This window comes from Chloroflexota bacterium (genome assembly GCA_026713825.1).
Taxonomy (GTDB): Bacteria; Chloroflexota; Dehalococcoidia; order Lucifugimonadales; family UBA1127; genus UBA1127.
Genome location: JAPONS010000108.1, coordinates 46,792 through 70,708, shown reverse-complemented (window position 1 = coordinate 70,708; position 23,917 = coordinate 46,792). Strand labels below are relative to the sequence as shown.

The following is a 23,917-nucleotide window of genomic DNA, read 5'->3' as shown; positions in this document are numbered from 1 at the left end:
CAACCTCCTTGTCGCTAACGCAGTTCTGGGGCGACCTTCTCGCAGAAGAGCTGCAGGGAGCGTTCGATATGCTCAGATGGGATCAACTCGCCCGCGTTGAACTCCGCGACGACCTCCGTGAGGTGCAACGCTTCCCTGAGCTTGCTCAGCTGCTCGACGACCATCTCCGGCGTGCCGACGGCTACCTTCTCTCGCTGCACGTCCTCCCACGTCATCGAGGCGATGCTGGCAGCGCGCTCGGACCGCATCTCCGCGGCGGTTCCCGCGCCGGCCTGTTCGTCCTCCACCAGCCGCCGCTGCAGCCTGCGAAACTGCCGCATAAAGCTCTCCTCCGGCTCGGTCAGGGCGGCTTCCCGGTCCTCGGCGATGTACACGGGGATGCGCAGCGAAACGTCCATCGGCGCCTCGTGGCCGGCCTCCTTGTACGCTTTCTTGTAGCTTGCGACCTGCTCGGTCACCCCCTCCAGCGGCACCGTCCTCAGACCGACGAGGAGGGGGTAGCCCATTTGTCCGTTGACGGGGAACGTCTCATTCGTCGTCGCGGCGATCCGGATGGGTGGGTGCGGCGACTGCACCGGCTTTGGCACCACGCAGACGTTCTCGTAGCTGTAGTACTCACCGCTGTAGCTGAACCGCTCGTTTGTCCACGCCATCGTGATGACGTCGAGAGCTTCACGAAAGCGGTCGCGGCTCTCCGAGTAGGGGATACCGTATCCCTGGTACGCCGCCTGAAACCCGCTGCGCCCGACGCCGAACTCGAAGCGCCCGCCGCTGACGTGGTCCAGCGTGGCCCCTTCCTCGGCGACGCGCAGAGGGTTCGACAGCGGCAGCACGAGGACCGACGTGCCGATCGTGATGCGCTTGGTGCGCCCCGCGATTGCCGCCCCCACCATGAGCGGCGACGAGATGACCCGGTTTGGCGTGAAATGGAACTCCGCAAGGCAGATGGTGTCGAGGCCGAGGTCCTCCGCCATGTCCACGTGTGAGAACGCCTTGGCGTAGGCCTCCGCCGGGTCGCCCCCTTCCGCCATGGAGAACTCCACGAAGGAACCGAATCTCATAACGCCCCCTTGTTCAGGGTCGGGTCGCGGGTTTGCCGCATCATATCCGCACGGCTTCGGGGCGGCAAGGGCCGCGACGGCGTGGTGTATACTGGCGCGGATTCGGATTGCCCTCCGGCAACAGCCCGAAACCGAGACCCCATCGAAGGAGCTCTACGCCATGGCAGTCACAACGTTCCCTGAAGCGCCGTTCGAGTTCGCGATGTTCGACTGGATCGAGAACTCCGGCCGCCCCGTCGCTGACATCGTCGAGCACAAGATGCGTCTGGTGGAGATGGCCGACCGCGCGGGCTTCTACGCCTGGCACACGGCGCAGCACCAGGCGACGCCCCTCTCCCTCAACATCTCGCCGTCCATCCTGCTCGCCGCCGCCATCCAGCGCACGCAAAACCTGCATGTGGGTGCGCTCACCTTTTGCCTGCCCTGGTACGACCCGTACCGCTTCTACAACGAGGTCTGCATGCTGGACCAGATGAGCCGCGGGCGCGTGGAGCTCGGCGTCGGCCGCGGCATCTCGCTCCTCGAGTCCTCGGTCTACGGCATCGACGACGTGGAGGAATCGCGGGGCCGCTACCGTGAGACGCTCGACATTTTCTTCAACGCCTGCGGGAAGGACACGCTGGAGCACGAGGGCAACTACTTCAACTACCACGACGTCGAGCTGCACACGGCGCCGTACCAGAAGCCGTACCCGCCTCTCTGGTTCCCCAGCAGCAGCCCGGACATCATCGACTTCGTCGCGCGGCACGGGTACAACACCGCCATCCCCGGCGCGCCTGAGAACGTCCGACCCATGCTGGAGCAGTACCGCGAGACCTGGTTGGAGCACCAGGACGACGAGGGCCGTCACAACGCACACGTCGCCGCGCCGCGGCTCGGCCGCAACCAGCACATCTTCGTCGCCGAGACCGACGCCGAGGCGGAGGCCATCGCCGGCCCGGCAATGGCCGAGTGGGCCGCGCACATCAGCCACCTCTCCCGGAAGCACAGCGCCTCGCTCACGGCCGCGCCGCAGCCCGACCGAAGTACGCGCGTGGTCATCGCCGGGTCGCCGGAGACAGTGGCCGAGCGGTTGATTGAGTCCATAGAGGTCTCGGGAATCAACTACTGCATACTCGTGTTCTCATTTGGGGACCTGCCGCCTGAGCGTTCTGAGCGGTCACTGGAACTCTTCATTTCGGATGTGATGCCGGCGGTGCGTGCAGGGCTGGACCCGGATGGGACTGCCTCGGCGTCCGGGCATGGCGCGTAACGCCGCAACGTACGTTCGTCGATGGATTCGCCACGCTTAGTACCCGGTGTTGGTACTATCGCACCATACTTGGCGGCCAGCAGACATTGGTGTTTCCCACCTTGCACACGGGCATTTCTGCCACACCATAGTGATATACTCGCGATACCACAGGGCCGGCCCAGCTTCGACTCATTGATGGGCAGCAGCAAGCTCCCGCACCGGCATGCTGCCCAGTCGCTGAGTGAAGGGACCAGACTAATGGCCAATATGAGTGGCGGCGAAGCCTTGACCCAGTCCTTGATTCGAGAGGGAGTCGAGGTAGTCTTCGGGATACCCGGCATTCACATGTCCGGCAGCGTCGTCGCCATGCGCGACGATGCGGCAATCGAGCACATCACCACGCGGCATGAGGGCGGCGCGACAAACATGGCCTACGGCTACGCCCGGGCTTCGGGTAAGCCCGGCGTGGCGTTGGTCGTCCCCGGCGCGGGCGTCTACAACGCCGCTTCCGGAATGGCGACCGCCTTCGCGCGCTCAACGCCGGTGTTGCTCATTGCCGGGCAGATCTCGCGGCCGCAGATGGGCAAGGACCTGGGCGCCATCCATGAGGTGTTCAACCAGATGGAAACCCTCGCTCCCGTGACCAAGTGGCGGCGGCAGGCCATGCGTCCCCGTGAAATCCCGGCCGCAGTCTCCGAGGCCTTCCGGCAGATGCGCACAGGACGCCCTCGCCCCGTCTACCTTGAGATGCCGCCGGAAGTGGCCGTCGAGCGCGAGGAAGTGCAGTTGCGTGACTCTGCCCCCGTCTCGCGCATCGTGCCCAGCCCGGACGACCTTCGCCGTGCGGCGGACGTGATCGCCAATTCCAGGCTCCCCCTCATATACGCCGGCGGCGGCGTCATGCAGTCGGGCGCGGAGGGTGTTCTCCGGGAACTTGTGGAAACGACCAACATCCCCGTCATCACGTCGAGCGGCGGCAAGGGGGCGATCCCCGACAACCATCCCCTGACCTACGGGTCCTGCCTCAGCCCGGCGGCGGAAACGCTCGAGTTGAACCAGCTCCTCGACGTCATGCAGTCGGCCGATGTCATGATCGGCGTCGGAGCGCGCTTTTCGATCGGCAATCCCGCGGGAGAGGCATGCACGCTGATTAACATAAACATCGACGACAGGGACCTCACGAGAATACAGGCCAACACCCTGCCCCTGCACGGCGACGTCAAGGCGACGCTTGAGGCGTTGCTCCCCTTCCTCAGGGAGGCGGGCGCAGACAACCGCCCATCACCAGCAGAGGCTGTCGAGGCGGCCCGTCGCCTCATTGCCTACTACGACATCAGGCAGCAGGAGCCGCAGTACGCCGTCCTCGAGACCATCAAGCAGAGCATCCCTGAGGAGACCATAACGGTCTGGGACGTCACGCAGTTTGGCTACTACTCCCGCACCCACTACCAGGTGAACCTGCCCGGCACGTACATAGACTCCGGCTTCTCGTTCAACCTCGGTCACGCATTTCCCACCGCTCTCGGCGCCAAGGTCGGCAAGCCTGGCACGCCCGTGGTCTGCTTCACCGGCGACGGCGGCTTCATGTTCAACGCCTCCGAACTCTCGACGGCGGTCAAGTACGGCATCAACACCGTCACCGTCGTGTTCAGGGACGACGCCTACGGCAACGTCGCACGCGACCTCGAGGACTTCTTTGGCGGCTCGTATGGCACGGATCTGCACAACCCGGACCTGGTCAAGTTCGCCGAGTCCTTCGGTGTGGTGGGACTGCGCACGGAAGACCCCTCGGACCTCGCCACGCTGCTGCCCGAAGCCCTGGCGCTCAATGCGCCGGTCGTCATCGACGTGCCGGTGGGGCACTTGGACCTGCCGCGGTCCAAGTTCATGACGCACCTGCCCAGGGTGGCCTGGACGCAGCCGCAGCAAGGCATGATCGCGTCCTGATTCCCGGCGCCGCGGGTCGATGTGCCCAGTCGTCGCACGGCCGGTCGTGTACGTGCGCCGAATTCCGCCGAGTCTCCGCTTGACGACGCCAAGGCTGTTTGCATACCCTACGGCATCGGGAAACCGGATAATTCATATCAGGGGGAAACGCATGCTGACGACCTACGACAATGAGATGCTGACGCGAGTCGGGCCCGGAACGCCGATGGGCTCTTTCATCCGCGAGTTCTGGATCCCGTTCCTGCCGTCCCGCGACCTGCCGGAGCGTGACGGCCCCATGAAGCGCGTCCGCCTGCTCGGCGAGGACCTCGTCGCCTTCCGCGACTCCAACGGCGATGTCGGCCTCATCGCCGAGAACTGCCCGCACCGCGGCGCGTCGCTCTTCTTCGGCCGCAACGAGAACGCCGGCCTCGCCTGCAACTACCATGGCTGGAAGTTCGACGTCACCGGCGCCTGCCTCGAAATGCCCAACGAGCCGACCAAGTCCAACTTCAAGGACAAGGTCCGCGCCATCACGTACCCCGTCGTGGAAGTGAACAAGGCCCTGTGGACCTACATGGGGCCCCGCGAGACGCCTCCACCCTTCCCGCCGTTTGAGGTTACGACACTTCCCTACGATCAGTCGTACGAGCCCCACGTAATGACGGAGGAGTGCAACTGGATGCAGGGGTTGGAGGGCGACCTCGACTCCTCCCACGTCTACTTCATCCACGGCCGTCTCTACGAGGACGCCCCCGCCGCGCCGGGCCAGCTCCGCGGCGTCTGGACTAACGACCGCGCGCCCGCGCTCGACGTGGTGCCCACGCCTTACGGCGTCTACTACACCGCCCTCCGTCACATAAACGACCAGGGCGACATCCACCACCGCGTCAACCAGTACCTCTACCCCTTCTTCAGCATGATCACCATCGACGCGACGGTGAACCTCCGCGCATGGGTGCCCATCGACGACGACTACCACATGCTGTTCATGATGAGCGGCAGGGCGGACACGGGGGCGTCCTCTGATCTTGAGGCGTTCCTGCTGGACCCGTTCAAGTCCGCCGGCGGCTACCTCCCTGAAACGCCCGACCCGCGCACCCGCTACATGTCCTATGCGCGAAAGGCCAACGACTACTGCATCGACTACGACGTACAGAGTAAGTACATGATGTCCGGCGTCCCCTTCCTCGTGAACCTTCAGGACCGCGCGATGACCGAGACCATGGGGGCCATCTACGACCGCCGCCGTGAGCACCTCGGCACCAGCGACCGCATGATCATCCAGGTGCGCAAGCAACTGCTGGCCGGCGCCCGCGCGCTGCAGGAGGACGGCTCCATTCCCGCGAGCGTCGACGACACCAAGCTCGTCCGCGTCCGCCCCGTCGGCATGATCCTCAACGAGACCGTCGACTGGCAGGAAGCCACCAAGGTAGTCCGAAACGTAGACGGCGGGGAGCCGGTGGCGTTCGTGCCGTTCTTCGAGTAGGGGGGTGACTGACTAGTTGAGCGGAATGTGCCTCGTGTTGGAGGGGTGCATTCTGCTCAATACGCTGAGGAGTGGGAATGGAGATTCAGGGAGGGATCGCACAGCATTGCGGGCGTTTCTACGACGAGATCGTCTTCGATGGCGTCGAAATAGGACAAATTGTAGCAAAACCTACAGTTCTCTTGGATGTCATCAAGAAGCAATTGATAGACAAAAACCCCCAAATGGAAAGTATCCCCCAAGAGTCACTTCACCATGAACTGACGGCGCTGCGTTTGGAACTGTATGGGCTCGCATGGCAGAAGCGATTCAAGAAAGATGAGCAAGTCATACAGCAAAGTGCCTTTACCGTCCAATACTTGAAAGCTAGGCACAAACTCTCGGTATGGGAGACCATGGGCGAATACAATCGAACTATTTCTCAATCAACCGGGTTGGATGCCAATGGCCGGACTGACGAAAGGGCAAAGGCAATGGGAAACGTTAGGAGGATGGAATTCTTCGAGAAGTGGGCGCCCAAGTTGATCAGTGACCCATCCAATCTCACGGATGACGAAAAGCTACTTGGCCAGTGTATTGCACGGTCGGCCAATAGGCTAAACGCCGATTTGTACGAGAAGAACGAACTCCTCTTGAGAGGTCTATTCACCAAAACCAGCCGTCGTTTGAATATTGAAGATAACATTGGACAAGAGGCAGCTACGGCCCTGTATTACTCGATCAACATGCTGAGTGAAAGCGCAGAGCAGAACGTTAAGTCCTTGAGACTTTGAAGAATGAACACCCTTACAGCCCGCCTCCTGCACGCTCTTTAGCGTCACCCATTGGCAGCAGGCAGCCTCGGGGGCAGATAGCTAACGAAGCACACTCTATTAGGAGGGGCCTTGTGCCCCTCCCTTTTTCTAATGGGAGTTGATTTGGCAGCTCAGGCTTGAGGCCTTGCTTTGGCTAATGACCGGCGAGTAAAAGGTGTCCTGCAGGTCTCGAAAAGAAGGAAACTGCGGATGAGCCAAGAACTCACAATTGACTTTCGACTCGTAGAAATTGCATTGGAGATTACAACTCTCAAAGAGCATATCACATTAATTGAAGAACATATTTCACACGCCACGGAGGAGGCAATGAAGAAACGCGACGATGGACTTCGAAGTCTTACTTCTGACTCGGATTATGAATATGAGTCGGATATGCTCAACTTCGAATACGGCTACTTTACCGAGTCCTTCCTACCTCGTGTTTATCGTAGCCCATTCATTGTTGGGCTATTCGCTGTATATGAAACATCGGTCAAGGAGATCGCTGAACTCATTGGGCGTGAAAAGGGACTAACTGTGGGCCTCAACACCAGGGGAGGCAACAGCGACTTCTTGACAAAGGCGATTGCACATTACAGAGATGTCCTTGGGATGGAACTCTCACGAAATGAGGAAAACTTGAAGAGATTGGAGGTGCTCAGAAACGTGCGAAATGTCATCGCTCACAACAATGGGCGTTTTGAGATGGCCTCCGAGAAGCAGAGACAAGTCTTGCGTATGGAAAAACTGGCCAACGGTTATGGTTGGATCCTAGTACCAAGGGCCTTCTTGTCGGAGATGCATAATGTCGTAAATGAAGAGCTAGGGGAGCTTGTTGCTATGTACAAGGCTTGGGACTCCGACAGGAACAAGAATTGTTGAGACGTTAACCCCTACAACCCCGCCTCCCGCACGCTCTCCGGCGTGACGGTGCTCGGCAGCCGGTATCCCCGGAACACCCAGTAGCCGATGAACGCGATGGCGCCCGCCACCGGCCCCAGCAGGCGGATGCCCAGCGGGTCGTCCGCCGTCTCGCCCAGCAGCAGGATGAGCGCGAGCAACAGCGCGGAGAACGACGAACCCACCTTCTCGAAGAGGTTCTGCGTCGTGAAGAACATCGCCTCCCGGCGCATGCCGGTGCGGATCTCGTCGTAGTCGGTGATGTCGGCGGTGATGGCCCGCGGCATGAGGTTCACGCCGCCCATCGGCAGCCCGACGAGGAAGGCGACGACGATCCCCTGCGCCAGTATCGGCACCCCCGGCACGAACCCCACGAAGAACATGAAGGGCAGGATGACGGCGGTGCCCAGCAGGCATAACGAGTAGACCCACTGCTTGCCCTTCGTATGGCTCAGCTTCCACATGGCGAACACCGCCACCATCATCCCCACCAGCGCCGTGCCCGTCAGCGCCGACGTCATCGTGCCCTCATTCTCCGCGCCGAGGATGGCCGAGACGAAGAATGGCATCCACCCCAGCGTCATCGTCGTCGAGAGCTGGTACAGCACGAAGGTGGGCAGGAAGTACAGGAACTGCTTGTTGGCCAGCGTCGCGAGGAAGGCGCCCTTGAGCGGCATCTGCGCGGGCGGCGTGTCGCGCGGAGCGTGCCGCCAGACGCCGCCGACGCCGAGGAAGCGAAAGCCAAGCCCCAGCGCGCCCACCAATACGCCCATGACCTGGAACCCCCACGTGTCCTGCACAACGCCGCTCAGCACCAGCCCCAGCACCGCGCCCAGCACGCCGAAGTAGAACTGCATCGCAACGATGCTCATCCGGTCCCGGTGGCTCCTCGCCACCTCCGGCAGCAGCGACTCGTACGGGCCAATGGACATGGTGTTGCTGAGGAAGAACAGCTCCAAAATGACGAAGACCCAGAGGGCGTTGACGAAGCTCGCGCCCTCCACGGGCGAGAACCAGAGCAGCATGAAGAAGATGGCCCAGAACGGCGTCGAGAACACCACGAAGGGCAGGCGCCGGCCCCAACGGCTCCTGGTGCGGTCGCTCCACCAGCCGATGATGGGGTCGTCGAACGCCTCGATGAGCCGGCCCGCCGTCAGCACCGCCCCGACCAGTACGCGCGCGTCGATGTCGATCGGGCCAAGCGACAGGCCTGTGACGGCGGCATCGCCCTCGCCCCGCGGCGGCGCGAGGAAGAACAGCAGCCACAGGTTGCGCGTCTGCGCCACCGCCTGCCCGCCGATCATGTCGGAGGTGTAGAGCAGCTTGTTGAGCAGAGGCAGGCCGTTGGTCATGGCAACTCCGCCGTGGGGCCTTAAAGCTCCCCGCCTACTTCCGCCACAGGTGCCAGCCGACCGTGCCCATGAGCACGATGTACATCGTGTTGATGATTACCCAGTAGTTGTAGTTGGTTACGCTCTGTTCTCCCGATGCCACGGTCAGATCATCGAACCAGTTCCAGAAGAAGAGGACGGCCAGCACCACGGAGGCGTAGAAGGCGGTGTACGCGCAAATGTGGGCGAGCGAGCTGTCGTCCGAGCCCACGCTGCTCTTGTACGAGAACGTGTACGCCAGCGTGACCACGATGCCCACGGCCATGAACACGTCCACCACCTCCCAGATCACGCCCACGTCCCACGACTCCGGGTAGAACGGGCTGAACCAGAAGTGGACCAGCACAGCGAGGGCTGAGAGAGCGAGGTAGACCGCAACAGGTTTCCGAAGCATTTCCATATGGGTTCCCCCCATCCCAGGATATTCCACAAGGCGGCGGGCCTTGCTGCGGCAATGGAAGCATAGGGCGCGGTGGGCGTCAATTCACATGCTGACTGATACGCTTCCTGAAATGGAAAGTGTGCATACCCTGTTAGCAAGATACCCAACTCGCTCTAGAACATCGTCTAGGTTGCCATTGAGATCTAGCGCTGTGACCTCCAGTTGTTTGTTGGCGTAGCGGACGGTATGAGAGGCAACATTTGCTTCACTCTCCGCATAGATGAGCAACCCGTTTGGAAGATTCAGGGCAGTAGCGTAGGCCAGAAGTTGATAGAGATCAGCGTTAGGAACGCGCTCGTCAAGGATGCGCTTGTACTTGGCGTCTCCGACAAAGACGCACTTACCGTCCTGCCACCATGACAGATCTGGCAAGAGGTTCAGTTGTCCACTCGTGTCCAGCGTCACCTTTTGGGGCAGTTTCTTATCGGATGGGAAGGCACGCTCGGACAACTGGAGCTTCCCTCTCAGCGCGCGCGTCACGAATCGCTGAAAGACATCGTTCATGTCAAACAAGAAGCCAATAGCCCGAACCGCGCCCCGGCTCGACTGGTAGGCGGTGTGCCGCAGCACCAGCCGTGCCAGCGTCACCACCTGCCGGTAGTGCTCGTTCAGCCGGTCGAACCGCACCTCCGGCACGTTGTTGAGCGGATACTCCACGGGCGAGACATTGGCGAGCGTTCCGGCAATCCATCCCAGTCCTCGCCGCGCTGCCGGGGAGCGCAGCCGCATCATAGCCAGCTGGCCCGCCGCCGCCTTCACCAGCCGGTTCTCCAGGATGTCATCTGTGAAGTCGTCGTACCGTGCCTCTATCGGCAGGGCGCGGCCGAACCGGCGGCGCACTTGGTCGTCAAACCGGATGCGGCCCCGCACGCCGTACAGCGATTCCTCTTCCGCCCGGTAGCCGTGCAGCAGTCCCTGCGCGAAGGCCCGCTGCGCCGCCTGTGCCAGCGCATGCGCCAGCAGGTCCGGCAGCGCGTCCTCCTCCGCAAAGTCAAAGGGGTGCAGATGAAAGCGACTGTCCGCATCCATGGCATAGAGGGCGAGAGACAGCACCTGTTGCATGGTGATCTTGGGCTTGATGACGACGGAGAGGCCGTCGATTTCGACGGCGCCGACGGTGGAGGCGGGCGTGACGACATACGCACCCAGATGATTCTGCGCAGGCTCTACAGACACACCGAGCTGCTTGCGGGCCGACAAGAGCGATGCAAGCTCTGGCGCGGTCAGTGGCGTTGCCTCGCTTGGCTTGTACTCGGTCAGGTTAAGCTCACGCACTGGACTCGCCACCGTCATCATCTGCATCACCAGGGCCTTCCTCAGCTTCCGCCGGGCCGCTCCCGCCTGCGTTGCCGTTGCTGATCTCGACCTCAGCCCGCAGCTTGTTCAGGTCAAACTCGGCGAGCCGTTCGGCGTTCTCATAGAGGCGTTCGGTCAGATACGGCAGGACGCTGTGCTTCCAGATGCGTTCCACAGCCGCGTCGTCCAGGCCAGGCCGCATGAAGTAGCTTGGCCCGATGGCCGCGTGGCGGTCGTCCTTCAGCTTCTCGTTCGCCGCGTTGACCACGTCCGCTGCCCACTCCATCTCCGGCGCGTTCGCCGCTAGCCAGCGGCGCAGGACACCCTTGATGGGCTCCTCATCCGGGTGAAAGTCCATGAAGTAGAACCGCCGCCGGAGCGCCAGATCCACCAGCGCGATTGAACGGTCGGCAGTGTTCATGGTGCCGATGATGTAGAGGTTGGGCGGCAGAGAGAAGTCGGTGTCGGCGTATTGGAGCCGCATGGCCTCGTCTCTGTACTCCAACAGGAAGTACAGTTCCCCGAACACCTTGCCGAGGTTACCTCGGTTGATCTCATCAATGATGAGGTAGTGGCGGCTGGCGCTATCGGGGTCCTGCCCTGCTGCTCTAGCTGCGTCCAAGTCCTGTTGGGCAGCGCGAGCCGCCCGCAGCAGCGGCCCATCCCGCAGCGCGAACCCACCCCTGCCGTCGGGGTCGGGACGGAAACCCTGCACGAAGTCCTCATACGCATACGACGGGTGAAATTGCACTAGCGTCACCCGCCCGTCATCACCGTCAGCCAGATGCTTGGCAAGCTCACGCGCAAGAAAGGTCTTTCCTGTCCCTGGCGGGCCCTGGAAGATGATCTGTTTCTTCTCTTCTAGGAGCAGCACGATGTCCCTCAGGAAGTCAGGGTGTAAGTAGAGATCAGTGGCGAGACTTGCGAGGGTGGGGCTATTCTCAAGCCCACCACCTTTGCCGTTGTCTTCATCTTCTTCCCAATCTCCAATCATCCAAAGAATCGACTGTGCTTCAAGGAGGTTGTGTATCGGGAGACCGCGCTCACCAGCTTCTTCAATAAACTTGTTCAGGAACTTCATGGCATGGGTGTATAGTTCGACCTCATCGCTGGAAGTTCCAGGCTTCGCGAACCCCGTCAATTCATAGGCTTTGTCAAAGACGCCCATGCGGAAGGGCGGGTGGTCTTCTGCGCCTAACGCCATAAGAAGGACTGAGATCACGTTTGCACGGGTGCCAGAGCCAGTGATGCCAATGGGATGTTCGGCGTCAGGTACATTTGCTTTGGGAAGTAAAGCACTGAATTTACGAATGCGTTCCTCAATGGGCGAATCATCTTGCCGCCAGAGTGTCTTCAGCGCATTGAGGGCTTGCTGCGGTAAGCTGTCAACCCAAGTGCGGAACCTGGATAGTTGGATATTGAAGACAAGGTTGCCAACAATTCCTCTTTTAACTAGCCCTGCCCAGTCACCCCCATCGGTGAGGACTGCCTCCCGTGCTTCCGCTAGTTTCCGCGCGATATCTAATTTGTAATTGATCTCATCCTTCTCTAAATTGCCAGTGGTTACGTATGCCTTTGCCCGCTTGACAATTACGTCCCAAGGGCTAGGGTCGGGGTTATGTGGTTCGGTCCCGTCCCACTGGCTCTTAATCGCCTCGCGATAAAAAAGGTGATTGGGCGATCCATACTTAGCCTCAAAGTGTCGGCGAAGCTGCTGTAACCGCCGGTCGATGTCCTGGTCGGGTTCGTCAGCCAGTCCGGCGAACGCAGAGAATATCTTCTGCCTGTGCGCTGTAGATACGATTGCCTCGAATGTGTCCGGGAATATGAGATGCAACAGTGCTAGTCTCTGTAATGTGGGCTTGTTCTTGTCATTCTTCAGCAATTCGCTGGTGAGCGGTGTCTGCCAAAGGAAGTCCTTAAACGCCCACGGGTTATCCAGCAACGATTGCTGCTCATTTGCTGGCTGTTGCTTCCAGTGTTCTACAAATTCCAGAATGAAGCCGATGTGGTACGGGCGGTGATTGTGAAAGCTCTGTCCAGTACCCATAAGGCCGATGCCGAATCCATCAGCAGCCTCTTGGGGCATGGTGAAGGGAGGAGAAGCCCAGCCAAGCACTTGGTTAATGTAGTTCACCTTGGTGTTTCGGTTCATGCCCTTGTCGGTGATGAGGAAATGGACGTACATCACTTCACCCACAAGCTGATAAGCCTTAGGCGAGCAGCCGTCAAGCTGCGCCTGCAGCCTATTCATGAAGCTCCCACTACCTTCATTCGGTCGATCTAAGAAGTTCTCCCGCACCTCCCCCAGCACGTCCAGTGTCCACACCGGCTTTCCTGGCGTGAACAGCGAGTCGTCGGTGCGCAGGGCGGCGTCCACCCACTTTTCCGCCGCCGCGTACACCTTCGCCGGCCCTTCGCCGGTCAGTCTGCTTCCCATGCGTCTCCCTTCGCCTCCCCACCACCGCAACGCGCTATTATACCCCACCACTCACTGCTGACACCGCTCATTCCGTCAGCGACAATAGGCCCGTAATGGGAATCTCCCGATTGCTCGAAGTCCTGCTTGTCGCGCTGCGCCTTGGGCTCACGTCTTTTGGCGGGCCGGTGGCGCACATCGGCTACTTCCATGACGAGTACGTTGAGCGTCGAAAGTGGCTCTCAGAGGAGCGCTTTGCCGAGCTCGTCGCGCTCTGCCAGTTCCTCCCCGGCCCGGCCAGCAGCCAGCTCGGCATCGCGATCGGGACGGGGCGCGCGGGGTATCTTGGCGGATTCCTCGCGTGGCTGGGGTTCACGCTGCCGTCCGCCGCGGCCCTGGCGGCCTTCGCCTACGGTGTGCACGAGTTCGGCGGCGACGCCGGCGGCTGGCTCGACGGCCTCAAGATCGCTGCGGTGGCCGTCGTGGCCTTCGCGCTGTGGGGCATGGGCCGGACCCTGACGCCGGACCGGACGCGCATCACCATCGCCGTGGTTGCGGCGGCTGCGCTGCTGCTGACCGGCGGCGTTGCCGTGCAGGTGCTCGTCATCGCGGGCGGAGCCGCGCTCGGCCTCATCCTGCTGCGGCCCGCCGAATTGCAGTCTGCCGGCGACGCAGGACGGCGCACCGGCGCCGGGATCGGGGCGCTGTTGCTGGCGTTGTTCATCGTCGCGCTCGTGGCGCTTCCTTTCGTCGCACGGGCTGTCGACAACCAGCCGCTTGCCGTTGCCGACAGCTTCTACCGCTCGGGCTCGCTGGTGTTCGGCGGCGGGCATGTGGTGCTGCCGCTGTTGGAGGCGGAGGTTGTCCCTTCCGGCTTGGTCACCAAGGATGAGTTCCTCGCGGGCTATGGCGCCGCGCAGGCTGTGCCGGGGCCGCTGTTCACCTTCTCTGCGTACTTGGGGACGGTCATGGGCGTCCTCGACCCCTGGTGGCTGGGCGGGTTGCTGGCATTGGCCGCCATCTTCCTGCCGTCGTTCCTGCTGGTCTGGGGTGTGCTGCCCTTCTGGGAGCGGCTGCGCGGCTTCACGCCGGTGCGGCGAGGCCTTATGGGCGTCAACGCCGCAGTTGTGGGCATCCTCCTGGCGGCCCTGTACGACCCCGTCTGGACCAGCGCCATTGATGCGCCCGAGGACTTTGCGCTTGGGGCTGCCGCGTTCGTGTTGCTGGCCTTCTGGAAGACGCCCCCGTGGCTCGTGGTGGTCCTCGCCGCCGCTGCCGGTGCGCTGCTGGAGGCGATGTAGGGCGAACCAGACCGCCGGCGGCCCCCAATGGCGCGCTATACTGAGGAAAGAAGGACGGACAGCATGCAGACCGCACTCCCGATGAAGCGTCACCTCCGCCGGACCCTGGCCCTCGCGCTGGCCGCCGCGCTGCTGGCGCTGAGCGCGGCCTGCGGGGGCAGCCCCTTCGACGAGGGCCTCCTGGGCGCGGTGAAGGTGGAGGCCGGCGACGATATCCACATCCGCACCATCACCGCCGTCACCCTCGGCTCCGGCGCCCACGTGGAGCGCACCGTCGAGATGGCCATCGCCGACTACGGCCCCATCCGCGGCCATGCGGTCGCGATGGGCGAGGGGTTGGACTCGGCGTGCGAGACCGACGCCGCCATCCACGCCGCAGAGTCCGTCGCCGCCGACCCCAAGGTGGTGGGCGTCATCGGCACCTCGTGCTCGTTCGCCGCAGTCGCCGCGCTGCCGGTCATCAGCCGGGGCAACCTCGTCATGCTGTCGCCGTCCAACACCGCGCCGTCGCTGACGTCGGACCTGCAGGGCAACGCCTCCGACAGCAACATGCCGGGCTACTACCGCACCGCCAGCAACGATCTGTACCAGGGCTTGGCCGTGGCCCGGTTCGCCTGGGAGGAGCTGGGACTCCGCAACGTCGGCGTCCTGCACGACGGCGACCCCTACACCCGCGGCCTGGCCGAAGCCTTCGCCGCGGCCTTTGCCGAGAGCGGCGGCGCGACGGTCGTTATGAAGATCACCCGAGGGGCCCCCGACATGACGGGCGCGCTGACGGAGCTGGCTGAGGCTGGGCCGGACGGCCTCTTCCTGCCCGTCCACGGGGAGGATGGCGCGACGGTCCTTACGCAGTTGGCGGACGTCCCCGGCCTGCAGGGCGTGACCGTCATCGGCGGCGAGGCGCTGCTGACCACCCAGCTGCTCTCCCTGCCGGAGGCCGCGGGCGTCTACTTCTCCAGCCCCGACCTGGACTTCGACGACAACGTGAACGAGGCCACCGGTGTCAGCGGCGCGCAGCTCAAGGCCGCGTACCAGGCCAGGCACGGCGAGGCCGCCACCTACGTCTTTATCTCCCACGCCTACGACGCCACGACGATGCTGCTGCGGGCCATTGACAACGTCGCGGTCACCATTGAAGGCGACCTCTACATTGACCGGGCCGCGTTGCGGGAGGCGCTGACGGGCGTGAGCGGCTTCCGGGGCATCATCGGCGAGATCTCCTGCGACGGGTTCGGCGATTGCGGGACGGGCCGTCTGGTGGTGCGGCGGCATCCGGGCGGAGCGGTCACGGAAGCCACGGACATGCCCGTGGTCTACCGCTTTGACCCGTAGCGGGGCCCGGGACCCATTGTAGGGGCAATCCTCGTGGTTGCCCCCGCAGCTTGACCCTCGCGCCGCGGCGGGCCTATCCTCACCCCATGAAGAAGCTCCTTGTCCCCATGCAGGTCGTCGCCGTTCTCTACGGCCTGTTTGCGGCGTTTCTGGCCCTGGTCGGCTCCTTTGCCGACGGCGATGACACATTTGCCCGATTGCTCCTGACTCTCCTGCACCCACTGAGCGCTGTCGGCCTGTTGGCGGTCGTGTTCATGCCGTCGCTTGGCAAGCCCGCCCTCGCCGCCGCCGCTACGTTGCTGCTGGCGACTGCGCTGGCCGACGGCTACTATGCGCTGTCTATTGCAACGGGATCAACGAAGGGCGACTGGGAAATTCCGGCCATACTGGCCGTCGTCCCCCTCCTTGGTCTCCTCTACACTGCATACCTCCTCACGACGGGCAGGCCCGCCGCGGATTCATCGCCGTAGCCGTCTTCCCGCCTCCCTCAATAACCCTGCTCTCCTTGACACCCCCTTGCGGCTGATGTTCAATCGCCCCAAACGGGGTCGAAGGAGGCCACCATGCCTTTCGCGAAGATCAACGGAATAGACCTCTTCTATGAGTCCACAGGAACGGGCCCTGCCGTCGTCCTTGCCCACGGAGTTGGTGGGAATCACGCCATCTGGTGGAAACAGGTTAAGTACTTCTCGCAGTGGTACCGCGTGATCAACTTCGACCACCGCGGCTTCGGCATATCCCGCGACGTCGAGGGCGGCCCCGGCCGCGCAGCCTTCGTGGACGACCTTGAGGCGCTGCTGGACCACCTGGAGATCGAGAAGGCCTCGCTCGTCGCGCAGTCCATGGGCGGGCGCACATGCCTCGGCTTCGCCGTCAAGCGCCCCGAGCGCGTGCAGGCGCTGGTGATGGCCGCGACCACCGGCTTCTTCGAGTCGACCGGCGCCCTCGCCGCGCGGCAGGAGGAGGTCCGCAAGGCCACCGACGCGATGGCGCAGGCCGAGCGCGTGCTCTCCCCCAGCTTCCGGGAGCGCGACCCTGTCTCGACGGAGCTCTACCTCAAGATCAGCGGCTTCAACCCGTCAACGCAGGCGCGTCTCCTCGGCGCCACCATGTCCCAGATCTCCGGCCCCAGCGTCGCCGATATTACCGAGGACGACCTCGCCCGCGTCACGATGCCCACGCGCTTCATCGGCGGTGAGGACGACGTGCTGCAGCCTCCGGACGTGCTGGAGATGGCCTGCGCGCTCTTCCCCAACGCCTCGCTCATCAAGGTCCCGCAGTGCGGGCACTCCATGTACTTCGAGCTGCCGGACGTCTTCAACTTCCTCGTGCACCGCTTCCTCAAGGACTGCGGCCTCGGCAACGGGGAGTAGCCCCGGCGATGAAGAACGTTGACCTCATTGCCCAAACGCTGGAGGCGGCGGGGGTCAAGTGGGTATTTGGCGTGCCCAGCGGGCCCGTCCTGCCGCTCATCGACGCCCTGGAGCGCACGTCCGTCAGGTACGTGCTCACCGCCAGCGAGACCTCTGCCGGCTTCATGGCCAGCGCCGTCGGCAGCCTCACCGGCACGCCGGGCGTCTGCCTCTCGACGCTGGGCCCCGGCGCGACCAACATGTCGACGGGCGTCGGCTGCGCCTGGCTCGACTGCGCTCCCCTCGTCGCCATCACGTGCAACGTGCCCACGCCGTGGCTCGAGCGCCGTATCCAGATGCGCATCGACCACCACGCACTCTTCGCGCCCATCACGAAAGCCTCACTCCCCCTGCGCCACACAGACGTCGCCGCGCGGGTCACGGAGGCGCTGGCCATCGCGACGGCGGAGCCGCCGGGCCCCGTTCACCTTGACCTGCCCGAGGACGTAGGCGCCGCCGAGGCCCCCGCGGACGCAGCCGCCGTGCCAAACGGGGCCACCGTCGAGACAGCCGCCGCGGACGCATCCGCAGCCGTAGCCGCCGGCAATGCCGTTGCCGCAGTTGCCGACGCCCTCGCCGCGAGCCGTCGCCCCGTCGTCATGACGGGCCTCGGCTTCACGCGCACCCGCGCCGCCGACGCGCTCCAGGCCTTCGTCGAGCGGCAGGGCATCCCGTTCATCTCCACCATGCACGGCAAGGGCTGGCTCCCTGAGAGCCACCCCAACTGGGCGGGCGTTCTCGGCCGCGCGCGGCGCACCAACGTGCAGCGCTTCATCAACGGCGCGGACCTCGTCATCGCGGTCGGCTACGACCCCATCGAGATCAACTACGAGGAGTGGGCTGGCTCGATTCCCGTGGTGCACGTCGCCAATCAGGCCGCCGACGTCGACGGCAGCGTCGACGTGCGCTTCAACGAGGCCACCTACATGGACGAGGCCCTCCGCGGCATCGCCGGCCTTGCGCCCGCCGCCAACGACTGGTCGGTCGAGGAGTGGGCCGTGCACCGCGCGCAGCTCGACGCCGACCTGCGCCCGGAGACGGCAACCATGAGTGCCCACCGCGTGCTCGACAACCTCCGAGAGAAGCTCCCTGCCGATGGGATCCTTGTCTACGACGTGGGCGCGCACACGCACCAGATCGCGACGCAGTGGCGCACGGACCTGCCCAACACCTGCGTCTCCACCAACGGCTGGTCGTCCATGGGCTACGGCATCCCGGGCGCCATCGCCGCGAAGCTGGCGCACCCTGACCGCCGCGTCGTCGGCGTTGTCGGCGACGGCTGCTTCCAGATGACCGCGGGCGAGCTGGCCGTCATGCGCCGCCTGGACCTGCCGCTGCCAATCGTCGTGCTCAACGATGGCTGGCTCGCGCTCATCAAGCTGAAGCAGCAGGGCAAGAGCTACGGCGTGGGCGGCTCATTCCTCGGCGAGCCGCCGCCGACGCCCCCGGAGTATTTCGGCGTCCCCACCCGCACCGTCCATGACGAAGCCGGGCTGGGTGAGGCGCTCGACTGGGGAATGTCGCTGGACGGCCCGTCCGTCATCGAGGCCTACATCGACCCGGACTCCTATGCTCGCACGGTGTATGATTGATGACGGCCGGCCCTGTGCCATCTCGACTCTGGGAGCGCCCCATGCAGGTCATCTCCGTCAACGTGTCCTTGCCGCGGATTGAGACCATCGACGGGGTGGAGGTTGCCACCGCCATCTTCAAGACCCCCGTCGACGGCCCCGTCATGCTGCGCACCCTCGACTTCGACGGCGACGCGCAGGGCGACCCCATCGCGCACGGCGGGCCTGACCAGGCCGCGTACGTCTACCCCTGGGAGCACTACGCCTACTGGTCTAAGGAGCTCGGCCAGCCCCAGTGGCCGCCGGGCCAGTTCGGTGAGAACCTCACCATCGCGGGCCTGTCTGAGGACGAGGTGCGCATTGGTGACGAGTTCGCCATCGGCGGCGCTGTCGTGATGGTGTCGCAGCCGCGGACGCCGTGTTACAAGCTGGCGCACAAGATGGGACTGCTGGAGTTCCCCAAGCAGTTCCTCGCCAGCGGGCGCATCGGCTTCTACCTGCGCGTCGTGCGCGAGGGCGTCATCAAGGCGGGCGACGCGGTCGAGCGGGTGAAGTCGGACCCGGAGGCGTTCACTGTCCGCGCCGTCTCGCACCTGCGCTACTTCGACCGCGGCAACGTGGAGGGCTTCCGCAGGGCTGCGGATCTGCCCGCGCTCTCGCAGGGATGGCGCAACGCCTTTGCGGAGCTGCTCGCCAACGCCGCGGCGCGGTGATGCCGGAATGCTGATGCCCGCCGGAAATTGAGCTTTCCGTAACGGTCAAGGGGTTGAAAAGCAAGAAAGCCACTGGCGCAGCTTTCCTGGTTGTGGTATGGTGCAAGGGTGGTGGTCCGATCCAATGATGCAAAGTGTCAAAGTCACAAACGGCCCTCAATGCATCGGTGACCGGTCCCGTTCCTATCCTGGAAGAAAGGAGGTTACCGATGGCATTTGAGGACAAGACGCTCACCTGCGTAGAGTGCGGCGCCGACTTCACCTTTGAAGCCGGCGAGCAAGAGTACTTTGCCATGAAGGGGTTTACGAACGAGCCGCGGCGTTGCCCGACTTGTCGTTCAGCCCGGCGAGCCGCCAGCGGCGGCTACGACCGCGGTCCCCGGCAGATGTACCCGGCGGTCTGCGCGCAGTGCGGCCAGGACACCATGGTCCCGTTCCTGCCCCGTGGCGATCGCCCCGTCTACTGCAGCGACTGCTTTAGCCAGATTGGCGGGCGGCGCTAGACCCGAGCGTATCTGAGATAGAAGCGGCTGCCGTATCGGCAGCCGCTTCTTCTTTTGCCCAGCATTGACCCCTGCCCCTAGTCCAGCGGCACCTCGGTCACCTGGTGCGCCTGCAGCGCCGGCAGGACATCTTTGCCGAAGCGGCGGAGCTGCTCCATGAACATCTCGTTGGGCATCGCGCCCCGGTTGAAGCTGACCAGCAGCGTGTTCGCGCCGACGGCGTCCGCCGCCGCGATCAGCTTGTCGCGGACCTCGTCGGCGGGCCCCCACGCGAGGTCACGGTTGCCGGCGAGGTTCTCCATCGTCATGTTCCGGTAGACCTCGCGGTTGCCGGACATGAAGGGCCGGTTCTCCGGCTGCACGTAGTCGTAGGCGCCCGAGTTCAGGTAGCCCTGCTCCGTCTGCAATGATGCCTCAGTGATGTTGCCGTGGCTGAACAGCGTCTGGTTGAAGTAGAGCGTGTACGGCCCCGCCATCTCCAGCGCCTGCTCGCGGCTGTCCGCCACGAAGGCGTTGGCCGGCATGATGAGGTGCTCCGGCGTGACGCTGAAGCCGCTCTCGCTCAGCTTCCCCGCGTAGTACTTGACGATGTCGCGGCGAACGCCCATGTGCGGCGAGAGCCCCGGCGTGATGGGGATGTTCTCGCGCGCCGCCCACTCGATGGTCTCCTTGCTGCCCGTGACCGGCGTCCAGACCGGCGGGTGTGGCTGCTGGTACGGCCTCGGCCAGATGGCGACGTCCCGGTACGTCCAGAAGTCGCCCTCGAAGGAGAAGACCTCCTCCGTCCACGCACGCTTGATGATCTGCCACGCCTCCTCAAACCGGGGGCGCGATTCCCGCATCGGCACCTGGTAGACGTTGTGCTCGCGGGGGATGCCCCGCGCGAAGCCGGAGATGAGCCGCCCGCCGGAGAGGCAGTCGACCATCGAGAGCTCCTCGGCCAGCCGCAGCGGGTCGTGTATGGGCAGCAGGTTCCCGTAGATCAGCAGCTTCAGGTTGCTGGTCCGTTGCGCCGCCGCCGCGGCCATGATGTTCGGCGAGTTCATCAGCCCGTAGGGCGACGTATGGTGCTCGTTGAAGCCGATGCCGTCGTAGCCCAGTTCGTCCATGAGCGCCCACGCCTCCAGGTGCTCGGCGTAGGTGCGGGCGGCGACCTCCGGGTCGAAGTGCTCCTTGGGCAGCGGCCACGGCAGCTCCGACCCGACGCGAAGGTGGGACAGGTGCTCGCCGTATGGCAGCAGGTCAAAGGCAAAGACCTTCATAGGTTTGGCTCCTCTGGGTTGATTGGCATGCGGGGTGGCAACGTCACAAGTAGGCTAGGCAGGGAGCGGCAATCAGTCAAGTAACGCAGCGGGGCCCGCCCCACAATTGGGACGGGCCCCGCGTTTCGACGTTTCCAGGGTCTGCCGTTACAGGGCGGCGTCACCCCGCTCGCCTGTGCGCACCCGCGCCAGGTCCGCGATCTGCGTCACGAAGATCTTGCCGTCGCCAATCTCGCCCTCGCCGGGGCTCTTGGCCGCCTCTGTGATGGCGGTGATGACGGCTTCCTTCATGTCGTCGCTCACCACGGTGCGGATGCACGTCTTCTGCACGGCGGACCGGGTTGCGATCTGCCCCGCCCTGCCAACGAACACTTCCACGCCGCGCTGGCGTCCCTGGCCGGTTACGTTGTAGTAGTAGAACCCTGGGACTCCGGCCTCCTCTAGCGCGTGGGTGACCTGTCCAATCCGCTCCGGCCTGACCAATGCTTCAATACTTATCATTGCTTCTTTCCCTCTTTGCTGGTTTCGAGCTTGATTCGACAGCCCGCTCGCCTAGTCAGCGCCGTCGCTGACATATCCGCGCTCGCCGTGCATCGCCAGGTCGAGTCCCTGGTCTTCGACTGTCTCCGGCGCCCGCAGGCCCAGTCCTGGAATCAGGTCCAGCACCTTCAGGATAATCAACGTGACAACCAGCGAGTAGCCGATGGTGGCGAGGACCGCTATTGCCTGCGTGCCCATGATCTCGGCGTTGCCCTCGATGAGCCCCGCCGTGCCGCCGATGGCCTCGACCGCGAAGATGCCGGTGGCCAGCGCGCCCCAGAGTCCGCCGACTCCGTGGACTGCCGCCACTTCCAGGGCGTCGTCAAGGTTGGTCTTCGCGCGCAGCAGCACCGCGAAGTAGCAGAAGATTCCCGCGCCGAAGCCGATGCCCAGCGCCCCCATGACTCCCACGAAACCGGATGCCGGCGTGATGGCCACAAGGCCAGCAACCGCGCCTGTCGCAACGCCGATTGCGCTCATCCTGCCCGTCTGTATGTGGGAGATAACGCCCCACGTCAGGGCCGCCGTCGCCGCCGCAATGTTGGTCACGATGAATGCGCTTACCGCGGTCTCGTTGGCCGCCAGGCCTGAGCCGGCGTTGAATCCGAACCAGCCGAACCACAGGATGGCTGCGCCCAGGACCACGTACGGGACGTTGTGGGGCTCAGGCGCCGGGTTGCGCCGCTTGCCCACCAGGTACGCCGCCGCGATGGCTGCAACACCCGCGTTGATGTGGACCACCGTGCCGCCCGCGAAGTCCAGTGCGCCCATGCCGAAGATCCAGCCGTTTTCTGCCCATACCCAGTGGCAGATCGGCGCGTACACAAGCGTGACCCACAGTACCAGGAAGATGAGGTATGTCGTGAACTTGAACCGCTCTACGATCGCGCCCGTGATTAGGGCGGGGGTGATGATGGCAAACATCATCTGGAACGTCGCGAAGAGCAGGTCATCTCCCGTCAACCCCTCCAGCCCAAGCACGGAGAAGTCCCCGATCAATTCGTTCCCGTCTCCGAATGCCAGGCTGTAGCCCCATAGCACCCAGACAATGCTCACCACCGCCATGGCCATGAAACTGAACATGATGGTGCTGAGTACGTTCCGGTTGCGAACAAGCCCTCCGTAGAAGAAGGCGAGCCCCGGTGTCATGAACAACACCAAGGCACACGCCGTTAGCATCCACGCAGTGTTCCCGCTATCCATGAACCCCTCCACTTGCGACCGGCTTGTCTCCGGCCAAATTTAGGTCGACACTTATAATCGCGCGCAGGTGTTTCACGCGCATTTCATTCGTGTTACAAAATTGTTAATCATCGGTGAACTTTGCCTGCCCTCCCGTTGGTTGACATTGCCAATCTGGCATAGGTACCATGCCCACAGAGTTTTCCGGCCCATGACCTATGCCTCCGCAGGCCACTTGCGTCTGTCCGGCTTACTCCATCAAACGAGGGAGGAAACGATTGCGCCCCATTGAATACGTAGCCCCGACTACCGTTGAGGAGGCGGTCGCGGCCCTTGCGGAAAAGGGTGAGGCCGCGCGGCCCCTGGCGGGAGGCACAGACATCATCGTCCAACTCCGAGGCGGCCGGAGGGCCGTCGACCGGATCGTCGACGTCAAGAAGATCCCGGAGCTGAACGAGCTCTCCTACGACCCCCAGGCCGGCCTCCGCATTGGCGCAGCCGTGCCATGCCACCGCATCTACGAGGATGACGCCATCGCCGAGGCCTACCCCGGCCTCATGGACGCCGTCACCCTTATCGGCGGCATCCAGATCCAGGGGCGGGCATCGCTCGGCGGCAATCTCTGCAACGCGGCCCCCAGCGGCGACAGCATCCCGGCTCTCATCGCCCACAATGCCGTCGCCGAGGTCGCGGGCCCCGGCGGCCGCCGGGACGTGCCGGTCGAGGACTTTTGCACCGCCCCCGGTCGCACCGTCCTCGGGCCCGGCGAGTTCCTCGTCGCAATGCGCATGCCGGCCCCGCCGGCCAACTTCGGGGCCAGCTACCTCCGCTTCATCCCGCGGAATGAGATGGACATCGCCGTCGCGGGCGCGGGCGCATCCGTCGTCATGGACGGCGACACGGTGACCGAATGCCGCGTCGCCCTCGCCTCCGTCGCGCCGACGCCCGTGTTCGCCGAGGAAGCGGGCGCTGCCCTCGTCGGCAAGGCGCCCTCGGACGAGGCTATCGCCGAGGCCGCGCAGGCCGCACGGGCCGCCGCCAAGCCCATCTCCGACATGCGGGGCACAGCCGAATATCGCACGCACCTTGTGGGCGTGCTCACCACCCGGGCGTTGCGCAACGCCATTCAGCGCGCGAAGGAGGCCTAAG

21 protein-coding genes are annotated in these 23,917 nt (G+C 63.9%); 13 read left to right on the top strand and 8 right to left on the bottom strand.

The window, feature by feature from the left end; translation table 11 throughout:
* Positions 1 to 14: 14 nt before the first annotated feature.
* Positions 15 to 1,061: an LLM class flavin-dependent oxidoreductase gene (locus OXC99_12575; protein ID MCY4625816.1), complete on the bottom strand. Its 1,047-nt coding sequence runs from the start codon at positions 1,059 to 1,061 to the stop codon at positions 15 to 17.
* A 160-nt stretch (positions 1,062 to 1,221) separates the two neighbouring features.
* On the opposite strand from OXC99_12575, the gene OXC99_12570 reads away from it, so the two are divergent.
* From OXC99_12570 to OXC99_12550, 5 genes are all read left to right on the top strand, one after another.
* On the top strand, positions 1,222 to 2,313 hold the full coding sequence (locus OXC99_12570; GenBank protein MCY4625815.1) for an LLM class flavin-dependent oxidoreductase: 1,092 nt from the start codon (positions 1,222 to 1,224) through the stop codon (positions 2,311 to 2,313).
* 249 nt (positions 2,314 to 2,562) lie between these two features.
* A complete protein-coding gene (locus OXC99_12565; GenBank protein MCY4625814.1) occupies positions 2,563 to 4,242 on the top strand; it encodes a thiamine pyrophosphate-binding protein in 1,680 nt (559 codons plus the stop codon).
* Between the two features lie 151 nt (positions 4,243 to 4,393).
* Entirely contained in the window at positions 4,394 to 5,710 is a 1,317-nt protein-coding gene (locus tag OXC99_12560; protein ID MCY4625813.1) for a Rieske 2Fe-2S domain-containing protein, read from the top strand.
* Between the two features lie 77 nt (positions 5,711 to 5,787).
* Positions 5,788 to 6,483, top strand: coding sequence for a hypothetical protein (locus OXC99_12555; protein MCY4625812.1), 696 nt, complete (start codon positions 5,788 to 5,790; stop codon positions 6,481 to 6,483).
* Positions 6,484 to 6,714: 231 nt separating this feature from the next.
* Positions 6,715 to 7,386, top strand: a complete 672-nt coding sequence (locus OXC99_12550; GenBank protein ID MCY4625811.1) for a hypothetical protein — start codon at positions 6,715 to 6,717, stop codon at positions 7,384 to 7,386.
* Positions 7,387 to 7,397: 11 nt separating this feature from the next.
* On the opposite strand, the gene OXC99_12545 is transcribed toward OXC99_12550, so the two are convergent.
* The 4 genes from OXC99_12545 to OXC99_12530 all read right to left on the bottom strand — a co-directional run bounded on the left by OXC99_12545 (position 7,398) and on the right by OXC99_12530 (position 12,973).
* Complete coding sequence (locus OXC99_12545; GenBank protein ID MCY4625810.1) at positions 7,398 to 8,756, bottom strand: MFS transporter; 1,359 nt, start codon at positions 8,754 to 8,756, stop codon at positions 7,398 to 7,400.
* A 34-nt stretch (positions 8,757 to 8,790) separates the two neighbouring features.
* A complete protein-coding gene (locus OXC99_12540) occupies positions 8,791 to 9,195 on the bottom strand; it encodes a hypothetical protein (GenBank protein MCY4625809.1) in 405 nt (134 codons plus the stop codon).
* Between the two features lie 84 nt (positions 9,196 to 9,279).
* Positions 9,280 to 10,539 carry a hypothetical protein gene (locus OXC99_12535; GenBank protein MCY4625808.1) on the bottom strand — a complete coding sequence of 420 codons (1,260 nt, stop codon included), beginning with the start codon at positions 10,537 to 10,539 and terminating at the stop codon, positions 9,280 to 9,282.
* Complete coding sequence (locus OXC99_12530) at positions 10,505 to 12,973, bottom strand: AAA family ATPase (protein MCY4625807.1); 2,469 nt, start codon at positions 12,971 to 12,973, stop codon at positions 10,505 to 10,507. The genes OXC99_12535 and OXC99_12530 overlap by 35 nt, the downstream gene beginning before the upstream one ends.
* A gap of 95 nt (positions 12,974 to 13,068) precedes the next feature.
* On the opposite strand from OXC99_12530, the gene chrA reads away from it, so the two are divergent.
* The 7 genes from chrA (at position 13,069) to OXC99_12495 (ending at position 19,784) form a co-directional block, all read left to right on the top strand.
* On the top strand, positions 13,069 to 14,253 hold the full coding sequence (gene chrA, locus OXC99_12525) for a chromate efflux transporter (GenBank protein MCY4625806.1): 1,185 nt from the start codon (positions 13,069 to 13,071) through the stop codon (positions 14,251 to 14,253).
* A 63-nt stretch (positions 14,254 to 14,316) separates the two neighbouring features.
* Entirely contained in the window at positions 14,317 to 15,585 is a 1,269-nt protein-coding gene (locus OXC99_12520; GenBank protein MCY4625805.1) for a branched-chain amino acid ABC transporter substrate-binding protein, read from the top strand.
* 86 nt (positions 15,586 to 15,671) lie between these two features.
* Positions 15,672 to 16,055, top strand: coding sequence for a hypothetical protein (locus OXC99_12515; protein MCY4625804.1), 384 nt, complete (start codon positions 15,672 to 15,674; stop codon positions 16,053 to 16,055).
* Between the two features lie 93 nt (positions 16,056 to 16,148).
* Complete coding sequence (locus OXC99_12510) at positions 16,149 to 16,958, top strand: alpha/beta hydrolase (protein ID MCY4625803.1); 810 nt, start codon at positions 16,149 to 16,151, stop codon at positions 16,956 to 16,958.
* A gap of 8 nt (positions 16,959 to 16,966) precedes the next feature.
* Positions 16,967 to 18,589 (top strand): thiamine pyrophosphate-binding protein, encoded by a 1,623-nt coding sequence (locus tag OXC99_12505; protein MCY4625802.1) that lies wholly within the window; start codon positions 16,967 to 16,969, stop codon positions 18,587 to 18,589.
* Between the two features lie 41 nt (positions 18,590 to 18,630).
* Positions 18,631 to 19,281, top strand: a complete 651-nt coding sequence (locus OXC99_12500) for an MOSC domain-containing protein (GenBank protein ID MCY4625801.1) — start codon at positions 18,631 to 18,633, stop codon at positions 19,279 to 19,281.
* 209 nt (positions 19,282 to 19,490) lie between these two features.
* Positions 19,491 to 19,784: a zinc-ribbon domain containing protein gene (locus OXC99_12495; protein ID MCY4625800.1), complete on the top strand. Its 294-nt coding sequence runs from the start codon at positions 19,491 to 19,493 to the stop codon at positions 19,782 to 19,784.
* 77 nt (positions 19,785 to 19,861) lie between these two features.
* On the opposite strand, the gene OXC99_12490 is transcribed toward OXC99_12495, so the two are convergent.
* The 3 genes from OXC99_12490 to OXC99_12480 all read right to left on the bottom strand — a co-directional run bounded on the left by OXC99_12490 (position 19,862) and on the right by OXC99_12480 (position 22,789).
* A complete protein-coding gene (locus tag OXC99_12490) occupies positions 19,862 to 21,046 on the bottom strand; it encodes an LLM class flavin-dependent oxidoreductase (protein ID MCY4625799.1) in 1,185 nt (394 codons plus the stop codon).
* Between the two features lie 147 nt (positions 21,047 to 21,193).
* Positions 21,194 to 21,547 (bottom strand): P-II family nitrogen regulator, encoded by a 354-nt coding sequence (locus OXC99_12485; protein MCY4625798.1) that lies wholly within the window; start codon positions 21,545 to 21,547, stop codon positions 21,194 to 21,196.
* Positions 21,548 to 21,598: 51 nt separating this feature from the next.
* The gene (locus tag OXC99_12480; GenBank protein ID MCY4625797.1) at positions 21,599 to 22,789 is read right to left on the bottom strand and encodes an ammonium transporter; all 1,191 of its coding nucleotides are present in this window, start codon (positions 22,787 to 22,789) and stop codon (positions 21,599 to 21,601) included.
* Positions 22,790 to 23,046: 257 nt separating this feature from the next.
* Between OXC99_12480 and OXC99_12475 the strand changes: the two genes are divergently transcribed.
* Complete coding sequence (locus tag OXC99_12475; GenBank protein MCY4625796.1) at positions 23,047 to 23,916, top strand: xanthine dehydrogenase family protein subunit M; 870 nt, start codon at positions 23,047 to 23,049, stop codon at positions 23,914 to 23,916.
* Position 23,917 lies beyond the last annotated feature (1 nt).